Source organism: Halopseudomonas sp. 4NH20-0008 (assembly GCF_057548395.1).
The window spans coordinates 53889-69430 of sequence record NZ_BAAJMD010000008.1 but is presented as its reverse complement, the minus strand read 5'-3'; the positions used below and the strand labels follow the sequence as shown (position 1 = coordinate 69430).

11 protein-coding genes are annotated in these 15542 nt (G+C 56.0%); 9 read left to right on the top strand and 2 right to left on the bottom strand.

Translation table 11 applies throughout. From position 1 onward, the window contains the following. Positions 1-47: 47 nt before the first annotated feature. A complete protein-coding gene (locus AC27HQ_RS09740) occupies positions 48-1907 on the bottom strand; it encodes an alpha/beta fold hydrolase (RefSeq protein ID WP_487155964.1) in 1860 nt (619 codons plus the stop codon). 316 nt (positions 1908-2223) lie between these two features. Then, positions 2224-3498, bottom strand: coding sequence for a citrate synthase (gene gltA, locus AC27HQ_RS09735; protein ID WP_487155963.1), 1275 nt, complete (start codon positions 3496-3498; stop codon positions 2224-2226). A 356-nt stretch (positions 3499-3854) separates the two neighbouring features. Between gltA and sdhC the strand changes: the two genes are divergently transcribed. The 9 genes from sdhC (at position 3855) to sucD (ending at position 15381) form a co-directional block, all read left to right on the top strand. Then, positions 3855-4241, top strand: a complete 387-nt coding sequence (sdhC, locus tag AC27HQ_RS09730; protein WP_487156059.1) for a succinate dehydrogenase, cytochrome b556 subunit — start codon at positions 3855-3857, stop codon at positions 4239-4241. Beyond that, entirely contained in the window at positions 4235-4603 is a 369-nt protein-coding gene (gene sdhD / locus AC27HQ_RS09725; RefSeq protein ID WP_487155962.1) for a succinate dehydrogenase, hydrophobic membrane anchor protein, read from the top strand. The genes sdhC and sdhD overlap by 7 nt, the downstream gene beginning before the upstream one ends. Further along, complete coding sequence (gene sdhA / locus AC27HQ_RS09720) at positions 4604-6376, top strand: succinate dehydrogenase flavoprotein subunit (RefSeq protein WP_487155961.1); 1773 nt, start codon at positions 4604-4606, stop codon at positions 6374-6376. A gap of 11 nt (positions 6377-6387) precedes the next feature. After that, entirely contained in the window at positions 6388-7092 is a 705-nt protein-coding gene (locus tag AC27HQ_RS09715) for a succinate dehydrogenase iron-sulfur subunit (RefSeq protein ID WP_487155960.1), read from the top strand. A 300-nt stretch (positions 7093-7392) separates the two neighbouring features. Further along, positions 7393-10233 (top strand): 2-oxoglutarate dehydrogenase E1 component, encoded by a 2841-nt coding sequence (locus AC27HQ_RS09710; protein WP_487155959.1) that lies wholly within the window; start codon positions 7393-7395, stop codon positions 10231-10233. A gap of 39 nt (positions 10234-10272) precedes the next feature. Then, the gene (gene odhB, locus AC27HQ_RS09705; protein WP_487155958.1) at positions 10273-11538 is read left to right on the top strand and encodes a 2-oxoglutarate dehydrogenase complex dihydrolipoyllysine-residue succinyltransferase; all 1266 of its coding nucleotides are present in this window, start codon (positions 10273-10275) and stop codon (positions 11536-11538) included. A gap of 86 nt (positions 11539-11624) precedes the next feature. Then, positions 11625-13061: a dihydrolipoyl dehydrogenase gene (gene lpdA, locus AC27HQ_RS09700; RefSeq protein WP_487155957.1), complete on the top strand. Its 1437-nt coding sequence runs from the start codon at positions 11625-11627 to the stop codon at positions 13059-13061. Positions 13062-13330: 269 nt separating this feature from the next. Next, positions 13331-14497 carry an ADP-forming succinate--CoA ligase subunit beta gene (gene sucC, locus AC27HQ_RS09695; protein WP_487155956.1) on the top strand — a complete coding sequence of 389 codons (1167 nt, stop codon included), beginning with the start codon at positions 13331-13333 and terminating at the stop codon, positions 14495-14497. After that, positions 14497-15381, top strand: coding sequence for a succinate--CoA ligase subunit alpha (gene sucD / locus AC27HQ_RS09690; protein ID WP_487155955.1), 885 nt, complete (start codon positions 14497-14499; stop codon positions 15379-15381). Before sucC ends, sucD begins: the two co-directional genes overlap by 1 nt. Positions 15382-15542 lie beyond the last annotated feature (161 nt).

The following is a 15542-nucleotide window of genomic DNA, read 5'->3' as shown; positions in this document are numbered from 1 at the left end:
TAGCCGTTCAACTGACGGTCGCCCGCAGGCGGGCGACCGTTTCAGGCTCAGTTATAGTCGCGGAAATGCACGGATATGGATCTGATCTGGCTGGAAGGCCAGTTGGGTACATTAATGACCTGGGGCTCGCCGCTGCCACGGCGAGAGGTTAGCTCGATTCGGATGATCCCATCTGGCTCTGCTGTCGCAGGGAGATAGAGATCCAGCCCCGACATGAACGGAATGGCGTGAAACACCGGGTCGGCATACCCAAGATTGCTGATTGTGTCCGAGTTTCGGTCATGCAGAAAAATATTGCTCAGTCGTTGCAGCAATGGACCTGTCAATGAGGTGACAACAGCGGTCGAGTTGACCAGCAGGCTGTCATTTCTCTCGCCTTGATCACCCCATAACTCCATATCTCGGCTAATGCTCAGGTTGCTATGACTCCCGCTGCGACTCAAGAGTGCGCCCACGCCGGTACCCGGTGCCGAGGTGTTAAGGCGAATCTGGCCGTTGTCCTGCAGATAGGGTTCGCGATAGAAGTAATGGTCGGCGTTTGCCACCCCTTCGCGCAACAGGGTGAACTCATAACTGGCGCCCTTGATAACCCGAAAAGGTCCCCAGTGACCGCTGGTATCGATGGCCTGACGATGGGTTGGTTGGCCGGACAGTCGGCGGCCATTGGTTGGATCCACCTCGTTGATTTCCAGCACCGTACCGGCGGCACCGACGTTGGCCGGAAAAATATTGGCCCTGCCGGCAATCCATACATAGTCACCCTCAGCTTCAGGAATCTGTGTAGTGGCAGGGGCGGCATTGTTATTGAGGAAGCGGAAGATGCGTTCAAAGGAGTCAGCAGAGGTCGCTACTTCAATATGGCCAACCGGGTCTTCCGGATCAGGATAGATGTTGGTGGCGCCAACAATTTCAAGCGTCACATATTGCCCCCACAATGCCAATGTAGGTTTTCCGCCAAATGGCTCAAGCCCGTCGCGGCCGTCGATATTCACATAGTGAGCGACTTTGGCTGCCCTGGCGGGGTCGGCCAGAAACTGTCGGCTGACTTCGGTGCCCATCGAGTGTCCCATCAGGTCAACCTGCGACGCCCCGGTGTTGCGTAACACCTGATCGATCAGGGCTTCGAGTTGCAGCGTCGTCTGGGCAAAGTTGGGTGGATTGGTGTTGTATTCATAGGTGGCGAGATGGCTGCGTGGATAGCCGTTGGCGATGAAGCGCTGGGCCTGTGATTCGAACTGCGAGGCTGAGCCAGCACCACCATGGACAAAAATCACCGGGCGTTTGTTGAGGTCGACATTGTCATCCTGGTTGTCACGCAAATGCTGCCAGGCCTGGGCCTTGGTTCGCAGCGAGCGCAAGCCGCCCTGGCTGTTTTCGGCAAAGACCTCTGCTGAATTCAGATGCGTTAGCAGACCGTCTTCAGCGGTCATGCTGGCTTCAAACGCAGCTTCGTCAGCAAAGTCCAGATGGAAGCCTGGGTTCAGTGATTCCAGCTCTTCGATGGCGGCGACCGTTTCAGCAGAAATTCGGATGCCGTTGTTCAGATTGCCGTCGGTGTCCAGCGCCTGCAGGAAGCGGGCAATATTGAGTGCCAGGGGATCGGCGCTGTCTTCACTTTCGGCCAGCGATAGTGGGGTGATTACTGCTTGCCCTTCTGCTGAGCCGAGGTTTATTCCTGCCACAGAAAAACTGACGCTTTCCCCGGGTAGGTACCTGAAGGCTCCGCGTGCATTTGTGCGACCAGAACGGCTGGGTGTCGCATAGGCGAGGCCTGATACGGGGCTGTCGATAAAGACCCCGGTCGATGAGTTGTCGCTGGAACCGCCGCCGCCCGAGAGGCAGCCGCTGAGTATGGCTGCTGCGATAGCGAGCAGGGCGGATTTGCCGGGTATGAAGTATCGAGACATGTTTATCCCTTTTATTGTTGTGATGTAAAAAAGCGCATGGGTATGAAGCGAGACTAGATCTCGCAATAAAATCATAAGTTATAAATGCTTTGTCTGCGATACTAAAATAACTATTGATTCGAAGTCTCGCAAAAATATCTAATGGTTAAATGAAGGTATGAAAATGGCTTTTGCGCTTTGCAGGGTGGGAGGTCATTGCGGACAACGATTTTGATCAGAAGTGACGTGCAGGTGGTCAGGCTTGGCTACGCAGCAAGGGGCAAAAAAAACTGGCATTGCAGACAAAAAAAGCCCCGCTTTAGCGGGGCTTTGGGTCTTACTTGGCGGGGTAGTCGCGCATCGGCGAACCGGTATACAGCTGGCGCGGGCGGCCAATCTTGTAGGGGCCGCTGATCATTTCGTTCCAGTGGGCAATCCAGCCTGGAGTTCGGCCAGTGGCGAAGATCACCGTGAACATCTCGGTGGGGATGCCGATGGCCTTGAGGATGATGCCCGAGTAGAAGTCAACGTTCGGGTACAGGTTGCGTTCCTTGAAGTAGGGATCGTTACGGGCGATCTCTTCCAGCTTCATGGCCAGTTCCAACTGCGGGTCGTTGATACCCAACTCGGCCAGTACTTCGTCGCAGGTCTGCTTCATGACCTTGGCGCGTGGGTCGAAGTTCTTGTAGACGCGGTGACCGAAGCCCATCAGTTTGAACGGGTCGTCCTTGTCCTTGGCTTTGGCCACGAACTTCTCGATATTGGATACATCACCGATTTCGTCCAGCATGCGCAATACGGCTTCGTTGGCACCGCCGTGCGCCGGTCCCCAGAGGGCGGCGATACCGGCGGCGATACAGGCGAAGGGGTTGGCGCCGGAAGAGCCAGCCAGACGCACTGTCGAAGTAGAGGCGTTCTGTTCGTGGTCGGCATGCAGTACAAAGATGCGATCCATGGCCTTGGCCAGTACCGGATTGATCTTCTTCTCTTCACAGGGGGTGTTGAACATCATGTGCAGGAAGTTTTCCGAGTACGACAGGTCATTACGCGGGTACATCAGCGGCTGACCTTGCGAATACTTGTACACCATGGCCGCAATGGTCGGCATCTTGGCAATCAGGCGAATGGCTGAAATTTCGCGATGATGCGCATCGTTGATGTCCAGCGAGTCGTGGTAGAAGGCAGACAGGGCGCCCACTACGCCACACATGATGGCCATGGGGTGAGCGTCGCGACGGAAACCATTGAAGAAGGTTTTCAGTTGTTCGTGCACCATGGTGTGATTCTTGATGGTGCTGTCAAACTTGGCTTTTTCTTCGGCAGTGGGGAGTTCACCCTTGAGCAGCAGAAAACAGGTTTCCAGAAAGTCGGCTTTTTCTGCCAGTTGCTCAATCGGGTAACCGCGATGCAACAGAACACCCTTGTCACCATCAATAAAGGTAATCTTGGATTCGCAGGATGAGGTTGCCATGAAACCGGGATCGAAGGTGAAAAAGCCTTCGCCGGTGAGACCGCGTACATCGACTACATCCGGGCCGAGCGTGCCAGAATACATTGGCAGCTCAATGGGGGCCTTGCCCTCAATGATCAACTGCGCCTTTTTGTCAGCCATTGATGGCCTCCTGTTTGCTTGAATCGAAAGAGTGACCCCCCACGCAGGGCCCGCATCACTATAAGGTGATAAATCGGTTTGTCAATTGTACTGATAGTGAATGGATATAACCCAAATAAAAAGCTTTTATTGGCAACTTGAATGGAGCTGGACAAGCTTGCGGACAGTGTGTTGCAAGGCTTGTGCAGACGGCTTGCAGGGCATCAGGTGCATTGTAATAAGGGGGGCAAGTCTCTATACTCCACCACCGGCAAAGTGACTTGATAATCTCGCTAGGGGTTGCCAATTCAAGTCATTGGGGTACCCACAAAAGTGCACCTTCCTATAATCCAGCCCTGCATTTAAGGGCCATGAGTGTGAATATAGCCGTGAATAGCAAACGACCTGTCAACCTGGATCTCAGGACAATCAAACTTCCTGTCACAGCCTATACGTCAATTGCTCATCGTATTTCGGGCATCATCCTGTTCATCGCCATTGCTGGTCTGCTTTGGATGCTGGACACCTCATTGAGTTCCGAAGACGGTTTTGAGCAAGTGCAGGCTTGTCTGCAGAATCCGCTGGCCAAACTGATCCTGTGGGGCGTTCTTTCCGCTCTGCTGTATCACCTGGTTGCGGGTGTTCGCCATCTGGTGATGGACGCCGGTATTGGTGAAGGCCTGGAAAGCGGCAAGCTGGGCTCGCAGATCGTGATTGTGATCTCCGTCATTCTGATTGTTCTTCTGGGGGTTTGGATATGGTAACCAACGTCACCAACCTGTCGCGTAGCGGCTTGTATGACTGGATGGTACAGCGTGTATCGGCTGTCTTGTTGGCCGCTTATGTGTTGTTTCTGCTTGGTTATCTGGTTCTCAACCCGGGTCTGACCTTCGGTGACTGGCAAGCGCTTTTCAGCCAGAACTGGATGCGTATTTTCAGCCTGCTCACACTGGTGGCCCTCAGCGCACACGCTTGGGTCGGAATGTGGACCATTTCTACTGACTACCTTACTCCCATGGCGCTGGGCAAATCAGCCACTGTCGTTCGCTTCCTGTTTCAGGCGGCTTGCGGTCTGCTGATGTTTGTCTTGTTTGTCTGGGGCGTACAGATTCTTTGGGGTATCTAAATGGCTAACATTCGTACACTGAGTTTTGACGCCATCATCGTTGGTGGCGGTGGTGCCGGCATGCGCGCGGCGCTGCAACTGGCCCAGGGTGGTCACAAGACTGCCGTGGTTACCAAGGTGTTCCCGACCCGTTCGCACACGGTGTCTGCCCAGGGTGGCATTACCTGTGCGATTGCCTCTGCTGATCCGAATGATGATTGGCGCTGGCACATGTATGACACGGTCAAGGGCTCCGACTATATCGGTGACCAGGACGCAATCGAATACATGTGTTCAGTCGGTCCGGAAGCGATCTTCGAACTTGAGCACATGGGCCTGCCGTTCTCCCGTACCGAGCAGGGCCGCATCTATCAGCGTCCGTTCGGTGGTCAGTCCAAGGGCCCCGATGACCCGACACAGGCTGCACGTACTTGCGCTGCGGCTGACCGTACCGGTCACGCCCTGCTGCACACTCTCTATCAGAACAACGTCAAGCACGACACCACCTTCCTTAATGAGTGGTACGCGGTCGATCTGGTGAAGAACCAGGACGGTGCCGTGGTCGGTGTTATTGCCATCTGTATCGAAACCGGCGAAACCGTGTATATCCGCTCTAAGGCCACTGTGCTGGCCACGGGTGGTGCCGGTCGTATTTACGCCTCTACAACCAATGCCCTGATCAACACCGGTGACGGTATGGGTATGGCGCTGCGTGCCGGTATCCCGGCCCAGGACATGGAGATGTGGCAGTTCCACCCGACCGGTATTGCCGGTGCCGGCACCCTGGTAACCGAAGGTTGCCGTGGTGAAGGTGGATACCTGATCAACAAGCATGGCGAGCGTTTCATGGAGCGTTATGCGCCCAACGCCAAGGACCTTGCTGGTCGTGACGTGGTAGCCCGTTCCATGGTCAAGGAAATCATCGCCGGTAACGGCTGTGGTCCGGATGGCGACCATGTCATGTTGAAGCTTGATCACCTCGGTGAGGAAGTGCTGCACAGCCGCCTGCCGGGTATCTGTGAACTGTCCAAGACCTTTGCCCACGTTGACCCGGTAACCGCACCGATTCCTGTGGTTCCGACCTGTCACTACATGATGGGCGGTATTCCGACCAACATCCACGGTCAGGCGATTACCCAGGATGCCAACGGCAATGACAAGATTGTCGACGGTCTGTTTGCCGTGGGTGAAGTAGCTTGCGTATCGGTTCATGGCGCCAACCGCCTGGGCGGTAACTCGTTGCTGGATCTGGTGGTCTTTGGTCGTGCTGCAGGTCTGCACCTGGAAACCGCGCTGAAGGATGGTATCGAGCATCGCATTGCGTCCGAATCGGACATTGATGCGTCGCTGGCTCGCCTCGCCAACCTGAATGCCCGTTCCGAGGGCGAGCAGGTAGCGCCGCTGCGTAAAGAGCTGCAAACCTGCATGCAAAACTACTTCGGTGTATTCCGCACTGGCGAATACATGGAGAAGGGCATCAAACAACTGGCCGACCTGCGCGAGCGTATCGCCAAGGTCAAGATCGACGACAAGAGCCAGGCGTTCAACACTGCGCGTATCGAAGCACTGGAACTGCAAAATCTGCTGGAAGTGGCTGAGGCCACCGCCATTGCCGCCAACCTGCGTACTGAAAGTCGCGGCGCCCATGCGCGTGAAGACTTCGAAGACCGGGATGACGTCAACTGGTTGTGCCATAGCCTGTTCATGCCCGAGAGCAAAGAGCTCAAGAAACGGGCTGTCAACTTCGCGCCGAAAACCGTTCCAGTATTTGAACCCAAGATCCGTACTTACTAAGGGTGACCGCTATGTTGAACGTAAGTGTTTACCGCTATAACCCGGAGAGCGACAACGCTCCCTATATGCAGGACTTCCAGGTTGATACAGGCGGCAAGGACATCATGGTTCTTGACGTACTGGCCCTGGTCAAGGAGCAGGATGTAGGCATGTCCTACCGCCGCTCCTGCCGTGAAGGTGTGTGTGGCTCCGATGGCATGAACATCAACGGCAAGAACGGTCTGGCTTGCATCACACCGCTGTCTGATGTGGTCAAGAACAACAAGCTGGTGCTGCGTCCGCTACCGGGTTTGCCGGTAATCCGTGACTTGGTTGTGGATATGAGCATCTTCTACAAGCAATACGAAAAGGTTCAGCCGTATTTGCAGAACGACACGCCGGCGCCGGCTATCGAGCGCCTGCAGTCGCCTGAAGAGCGTGAGAAGCTGGATGGCCTGTACGAATGTATTCTTTGTGCTTGCTGCTCCACTTCCTGCCCTTCATTCTGGTGGAACCCGGACAAGTTCATCGGCCCCGCTGGTTTGTTGCAGGCCTACCGCTTTTTGGCGGATAGCCGCGACACCAAGACCGAAGAACGTCTGGCTTCACTGGATGATCCGTTCAGCGTATTCCGTTGCCGCGGCATCATGAACTGCGTGAATGTGTGCCCCAAGGGTCTGAATCCGACCCGCGCTATTGGTCACATCCGCAACATGCTGCTGCAGAGCGGAACCTGATCGGTCAGTCTGCATCAGGTTGATCTGTGCCGGCTCCTGCTACAGGGAGCCGGTCAGTTTTTTAATCGAACCGTAGCTCACAAAGTAGCGGTTTGTGTACCTAAACCAACAGGGGCAATCGGGTAACACCCGAACTATCTGTCGGGGCCGGCAATATTCCGGTTTCGCAGAACAGGGCAGCAGGGGCAGGTGACAGAGACAATGTCGACCAGGGCCAGCCTGTTTTGCACGGATGGCAGTGTTTTTGCCAATTAATGGTCTTTGCGCCAGGTGGTGTCCCCTTATAGAGGGTGACCAAGCATGCCAGACAGCGAAATGCAGCAGCTGTGGAGCACATCTCATCTTGACGGTGGGAATGCCTCCTATGTTGAAGAGCTATACGAGCTCTATCTGCACGATCCCAACAGCGTAACCGACGAATGGCGCAGCTATTTCCAGAAGCTGCCACAAACCAAGGGCCACGCCGGATCAGACGTTTCCCACTCCACTATCCGTGAACACTTCCTGCAACTTGGCAAGCACCAGCGCCGCCCCATGGCGACCAGCAAGGGTAGCGTCGTCAGCAGTGATCACGAGAAGAAACAGGTCGATGTCCTGCGACTGATTCAGGCCTTCCGCATGCGCGGGCATCAGAGCTCCAACCTTGATCCCCTGGGTCTGTGGAAACGCGAAGAAATTGCTGATTTGACCCTGGCAGACTATGGTCTGACCGATGCTGATCTGGACACCTCATTCCGTACCGGCGAATTGCAGATTGGTAAGGAAGAAGCCCCCCTCCGTGAAATCCTTGAAACGCTGAATTCGACCTACTGTTCGACCTTCGGCGTTGAATACATGCACATTGTCGATTCTGCACAGCGCCGCTGGTTTCAGCAGCGTCTGGAAAGCGTGCGTGGCAAGCCTCAGCATTCCGTTGCGACCAAGCGCCATCTGCTCGAGCGTTTGACTGCGGCAGAGGGTCTGGAAAAATACCTGGGTACCAAGTTTCCCGGCACCAAGCGTTTTGGCGTCGAGGGTGGTGAAAGCCTGATCCCGATGCTGGATGAAATCATTCAGCGCGCCGGTTCCTATGGCACCCAGGAAATGGTCATGGGTATGGCTCACCGCGGCCGTCTCAACGTATTGGTGAACATCCTCGGCAAGAACCCGCGCGAGCTGTTTGATGAGTTTGAAGGGAAGAAGAAGAACGACCTGAGCTCCGGTGACGTCAAGTACCACCAGGGCTTCTCGTCCAACGTCATGACCTCGGGTGGCGAGATGCACCTGGCGCTGGCCTTCAACCCCTCGCATCTGGAGATCGTGTCTCCGGTGGTCGAAGGTTCGGTACGTGCTCGCCAGGATCGCCGCAAGGATTACTCGGGTGATCGCGTTTTGCCGATCAATATTCATGGTGACGCCGCCTTTGCCGGACAGGGTGTGGTCATGGAGACGTTCCAGATGTCCCAGACCCGGGCCTACAAGACCGGTGGGACCATTCATATCATCGTCAACAACCAGGTCGGTTTTACCACCAGCCGACAGGATGACGCCCGCTCTACCGAATACTGCACCGACGTCGCCAAGATGATTCAGGCGCCGATCTTCCACGTCAACGGTGATGACCCTGAGGCGGTGTTGTTTGTTACTCAGCTGGCTGTAGATTACCGCATGCAGTACAAGCGCGATGTGGTGATCGATTTGGTCTGCTACCGTCGCCGTGGCCATAACGAGGCAGACGAGCCGTCCGGCACCCAGCCGCTGATGTATGACAAGATCGGCAAACATTCGACCACCCGCGAAATTTATGCCGAGCGTCTGGTTGCTGAGACCATCCTGGATCAGGACGCCGTGCAGGGCATGGTTGAGGAATACCGTACCGCCCTGGATAACGGTGACCACGTGGTAAAAAGCCTGGTCAAGGAACCGGATACCGGCTCCTTCGTCGATTGGGCGCCCTATCTGGGGCACAAGTGGACAGCGCGCCACGATACCCGTTTCGATCTGAAAACCCTGCAGGAACTGGCTACCAAGCTGTGCGATATGCCTGATGGTCTGGTGATCCAGCGTCAGGTCGGCAAAATTATCGAAGATCGTCGCAAGATGGCTGCCGGCGCATTGGCCCTGAATTGGGGGTTTGCCGAAACCATGGCCTATGCAACCTTGCTGCACGAAGGTCATCCGATACGTATCACGGGTCAGGATGTTGGTCGTGGCACCTTTTCGCATCGCCACGCCGTTCTTCACAATCAGAAGGATGGCAGCACCCATATTCCTCTGGCCAGCTTGTCTGAAAACCAGCCGCGCTTTGATATCTACGACTCGTTATTGTCCGAAGAAGCCGTGCTGGCCTTCGAATACGGCTACGCCACGACCACGCCGAATGCACTGGTCGTCTGGGAAGCCCAGTTCGGTGATTTCTTCAACGGCGCGCAGGTTGTTGTTGACCAGTTCATCAGCAGCGGTGAGCACAAGTGGGGTCGACTCTGCGGTTTGACCATGCTGTTGCCGCACGGGTATGAAGGGCAGGGTCCGGAGCATTCCTCGGCGCGTCTGGAGCGCTTCCTGCAGCTGTCTGCTGAACACAATATCCAGGTTTGTGTACCGTCCACCCCGGCGCAGGTCTACCACATGCTGCGCCGTCAGGTGATTCGCCCGCTGCGCAAGCCACTGATAGCCCTGACACCCAAGTCACTGCTGCGTCACAAATTGGCCATATCCTCTATCGAAGAGCTGGCCGAAGGGTCATTCCAGACTGTGATTGGTGAGATCGACAGCCTGGATCCGAAGAAGGTCGAGCGGGTCATCATGTGTAGCGGCAAGGTCTATTACGATCTGCTGGAGAAGCGCCGCAACGATGGTATCGAGGACGCTGCCATTGTGCGCATAGAACAGCTCTATCCCTTCCCGGAGGAAGATCTGGCCGAGGCACTGGCGCCCTACAAGCACCTCAAGAAGGTGGTCTGGTGCCAGGAAGAGCCAATGAACCAGGGTGCCTGGTATTGCAGCCAGCACCACATGCGCCGGGTAATTGCCCAGCACAAGGTAAAGAATTTGTATCTGGACTACGCTGGACGAGAGGCGTCGGCATCACCTGCCTGCGGCTATCCATCCTTGCATGCAGAACAGCAGGACAAACTTTTGCAAGACGCATTCACCGTTTGAGCTTCTGGCAGACAACACGACATTATTTAAGGATCGACAATGGCTATTGAAATAAAAGCCCCAACATTCCCGGAATCGGTAGCTGATGGCACCGTGGCAACCTGGCACAAACAACCGGGTGATGCGGTCAAGCGCGACGATCTGATCGTCGATATCGAAACTGACAAGGTTGTTCTGGAAGTACTGGCGGAAGCCGACGGTGTGCTGGGTGATATCGTCAAGGGTGAGGGCGAGACGGTGCTCAGTGGCGAACTGCTGGGTACCCTTAAGGATGGCGCCAGTGCTGCGCCCAAGGCCGAGTCCAAGGCGCCTGCCAAGGCTGACGACAAGAAGGTCGATGACAAGAAAGAAGAGAAAGCGGCTGCCAGTTCGGCCGCCAGCAGTGATGAGGATGCGCTGTTGTCTCCCGCTGCGCGCAAACTGGCTGAGGAAAACGGTCTGGCTGCTTCTGACATCAGCGGCACCGGCAAGGGTGGCCGGATTACCAAGGAAGACGTCGTCAGCGCCATAGAGGCTAAGAAGAATGCGCCGGCCAAGCCGGCTGCTGCACCGGCTGCCAAGCCTGCTGCGGCTGAATCCAGCGTTGCATTGGGCGAGGGCGACCGCATCGAGAAGCGCGTCCCCATGACTCGTCTGCGTGCCCGCGTTGCCGAGCGTCTGGTTGATGCCCAGGCAACCATGGCGATGCTCACGACCTTCAATGAAGTGAACATGAAGCCGGTCATGGACCTGCGCAGCAAGTACAAGGACCTGTTCGAGAAGAAACATAACGGCGTGCGTCTGGGCTTCATGTCCTTCTTCGTCAAGGCGGCTACCGAAGCGCTCAAGCGCTATCCGGCGGTTAACGCCTCGATTGATGGCAGCGACATTGTCTATCACGGTTATCAGGATATCGGCGTTGCTGTTTCCAGCGACCGCGGTCTGGTTGTGCCGATTCTGCGCAACACCGAATTCATGGGCCTGGCCCAGATCGAAGGCACTATTGCTGATTTCGGCCGCAAGGCGAAGGAAGGCAAGCTGTCGATGGAAGACATGACCGGCGGGACCTTCACCATCTCCAATGGCGGTGTGTTCGGTTCTCTGCTGTCCTCGCCTATCGTCAACCCGCCGCAGGCGGCCATTCTCGGCATGCACAAGATTCAGGAGCGCCCGATGGCAGTCAACGGTCAGGTGGTGATCCTGCCGATGATGTATCTCGCCCTGTCCTATGACCACCGTTTGATCGACGGCAAGGAAGCGGTGAGCTTCCTGGTTGCCATCAAGGAACTGCTGGAAGACCCGGCGCGTCTGCTGCTGGACGTCTGATTAACAGCTGCATGCTAAACGCGGCAAGCTGCCTGACCTGAGTCGGGCAGCTCAAGCCATACAGCTGCAAACAGAGGATTTGGGTTATGAGTCAGAAATACGATGTTATTGTTATCGGTGCCGGTCCTGGCGGCTATGTCGCTGCCATTCGCGCCGCGCAGCTGGGTCTGAAGACAGCCTGTATCGAAAAGTACGTCGGCAAGGACGGCAAGCAGGCTTTGGGCGGTACCTGTCTGAATGTAGGCTGTATTCCATCCAAGGCCTTGCTGGACAGTTCCTGGAAGTTTCATGAAGCCCAGGATGGCCTGAAGATCCACGGTATCGACGTCAAGGGCGTCAGTCTGGATGTGGCTGCCATGCTGGATCGCAAGGACAAGATCGTCAAGCAGTTCACTGGCGGTGTATCCGCTCTGTTCAAGGCCAACGGCGTAACCAGTATTGAAGGTCATGGCAAGCTGCTGGCTGGCAAGAAGGTCGAAGTGACCGATTCCGAAGGCAAAACCACCGTTTATGAAGCCGAGAACGTGATTCTGGCTTCTGGTTCGCGGCCGATTGAAATTCCACCTGCACCCCTGACGGACGACGTCATTGTTGACTCCACCGGTGCGCTGGAATTTCAGAGCGTTCCAAAGAAGCTGGGCGTTATCGGTGCTGGCGTGATTGGTCTGGAACTGGGTTCAGTATGGCGTCGCCTGGGCGCTGAAGTGGTGGTATTCGAAGCGCTGGACACTTTCCTGTCACTGGCCGATGAAGCTGTTGCCAAAGAGGCGCTGAAAACCTTTACCAAGCAAGGTCTGCAGATTCGTCTGGGTGCCCGGGTAACCGGTACCGAGATCAAGCGCAAGCAGGTTGTGGTGTCCTTTACCGATGCCGAAGGCGAACAGCAGTTGACCTTCGACAAGCTGATCGTCGCCGTGGGTCGTCGTCCCTATACGGAGAACTTGCTGGCCACTGATGCGGGCATCGAAATGGATGACCGTGGTGTGGTTTATGTCGATGATTATTGTGCTACCAGCGTGCCTGGCGTCTACGCCGTGGGTGACCTGGTGCGCGGTGCCATGCTGGCGCACAAGGCGTCGGAAGAAGGCGTGATGGTTGCCGAGCGCATTGCCGGTCACAAGGCGGCAATGAATTATGATCTGGTACCGTCAGTTATCTATACCCACCCGGAAATTGCCTGGGTTGGCAAAAATGAACAGCAGCTGAAAGCTGAAGGGATTGACGTCAACGTCGGCGTCTTCCCCTTTGCCGCGAATGGTCGTGCGGTGGCCGGCAACGATGCCGGTGGTTTCGTCAAGGTAATTGCCGACGCGAAAAGCGACCGTGTTCTGGGCGTCCATGTGATCGGTCCGGCTGCCGCCGAGCTGGTTCAGCAGGGTGCCATTGGCATGGAGTTTGGTACCAGTGCCGAAGATCTCGGCATGATGGTTTTTTCGCACCCAACTGTTTCCGAAGCGCTGCATGAAGCGGCACTTGCGGTTAATGGTCACGCAATACATGTAGCAAATCGCAAGAAGCGTTAGACTATGACCCCCGTGACCCATGGGTCGAGATTTTTACCCATGGGTTCCAGGTGTCAACAAGACGCCATGATACGCCCGACCGAACAACTGGCCGGGTCACCGGGGAAGGTCTGAACAGGCCGCCAGCCGTCAGCACGGACGTTAGAGCGCTGAGCGGACATCTGTCTCAGACCTTCCCAGCGGTGAAAGGGTAACAGCGCGGTTGCCGACCAAGGACAACAGCGCGGTTATAAAACGTAATTCCTACACGATCAAAACGGTAGATACGCATGAATCTTCACGAATATCAGGGGAAGCAGCTGTTCGCTGAGTACGGCCTTCCTGTCTCGAAAGGCTTTGCTGTAGACACTCCAGAAGACGCGGCAGCCGCCTGCGACAAGATTGGCGGCGACATGTGGGTAGTCAAGGCCCAGGTCCACGCTGGTGGTCGCGGCAAGGCTGGCGGCGTCAAGCTGATCAAGAGCAAGGACGAGGCCAAGGCCTTTGCCGAAAAATGGCTGGGCCAGCGTCTGGTGACGTACCAGACAGATGCCAACGGTCAGCCGGTCAGCAAGATTTTGGTTGAAGCCTGTACCGATATCGCTCAGGAACTGTACCTGGGTGCCGTGGTAGACCGGTCTACCCGCCGCATCGTGTTCATGGCCTCCACCGAAGGTGGTGTTGAAATCGAGAAGGTTGCTGAAGAAACCCCCGAGAAGATCATCAAGGCTATTGTTGATCCGCTGGTCGGTCCCCAGCCCTATCAGGGTCGTGACCTGGCCTTCCAACTGGGCCTGAAGGGCGACCAGATCAAGCAGTTCACCAACATCTTCGTCGGTCTGGGCAAGCTGTTCGCCGACTACGATCTGGCCCTGCTGGAAATCAACCCGCTGGTTATCAAGGAAGACGGTAACCTGCACTGCCTGGATGCCAAGCTGGGCATCGATGGCAACGCCATGTACCGTCAACCCAAGCTGCGTGGCATGCATGATCCGTCGCAGGATGATCCGCGTGAAGCCCATGCGGCCAAGTTCGAGCTCAACTACGTTGCGCTGGACGGCAACATCGGTTGCATGGTCAATGGTGCCGGTCTGGCCATGGGCACCATGGATATCGTCAACCACCACGGCGGCAAGCCTGCCAACTTCCTGGATGTGGGCGGCGGCGCGACCAAAGAGCGCGTTACCGAAGCCTTCAAGATTATCCTCTCCGACAGCAATGTTAAGGCCGTACTGGTCAACATCTTCGGCGGTATCGTTCGTTGCGACATGATTGCTGAAGGCATCATTGGTGCAGTGAAGGAAGTGGGCGTGAAAGTACCGGTGGTTGTGCGTCTGGAAGGCAACAATGCTGACCTGGGTGCCAAGGTACTGAAGGAAAGTGGTCTGAACATCATCGCAGCAACCAGTCTGACCGACGCTGCCCAGCAAGTCGTCAAGGCCGCGGAGGGTAAATAATGAGCATCCTGATCAACAAAGACACCAAAGTTATCTGCCAGGGCTTTACCGGCGCACAGGGTACTTTCCACTCTGAACAGGCGATCGAGTATGGCACCAAGATGGTCGGTGGCGTAACGCCGGGCAAGGGTGGTACTACTCACCTCGGCCTGCCGGTATTCAATACCGTACGTGAAGCAGTTGAGCAGACTGGCGCAGAAGCCAGTGTGATCTACGTTCCGGCTCCTTTCTGCAAGGACTCGATTCTGGAAGCAGCCAACGGTGGCATCAAGCTGATCGTGTGCATCACCGAAGGTATCCCTACTTTGGACATGCTCGACTGCAAAGTCGTTTGTGACCAGTTGGGCGTACGTCTGATCGGGCCTAACTGCCCAGGTGTGATCACCCCCGGCGAGTGCAAGATCGGCATCATGCCCGGTCACATTCACCTGCCAGGTAAAGTCGGTATCGTTTCGCGCTCCGGTACTCTGACCTATGAAGCCGTTAAGCAAACCACAGATGCCGGTTTTGGCCAGTCTACCTGTGTCGGCATCGGCGGTGACCCGATCCCGGGCTCCAACTTCATCGATATCCTGCAGATGTTCCAGGACGATCCGAAGACTGAAGCCATCGTCATGATCGGTGAAATCGGCGGTAGCGCCGAAGAAGAAGCAGCGGCCTTCATCAAGGCCAACGTGACCAAACCGGTCGTGTCCTACATCGCCGGTGTGACTGCACCTGCGGGCAAGCGCATGGGCCATGCCGGTGCGATCATCTCCGGTGGCAAGGGCACGGCAGACGAGAAGTTTGCTGCGCTGGAAGACGCCGGTGTGAAGACCGTTCGTTCGCTGGCGGATATCGGTACTGCTCTGGCCGAACTGACTGGTTGGGCAATGAAGAAGTAATTGTCTAGCCTGGCTGTCATGAAACCCCGCCTCGGCGGGGTTTTTTATTGTCGGTATGCGCTGTCCGGGCAGCAACAGTTGGTCTTCTGTAGCTATACTGGCGTAGGAGAGGCGGGTGATGCTTTGCTGATTCAAGTCACATGCCTGTTGTATCTGTATCT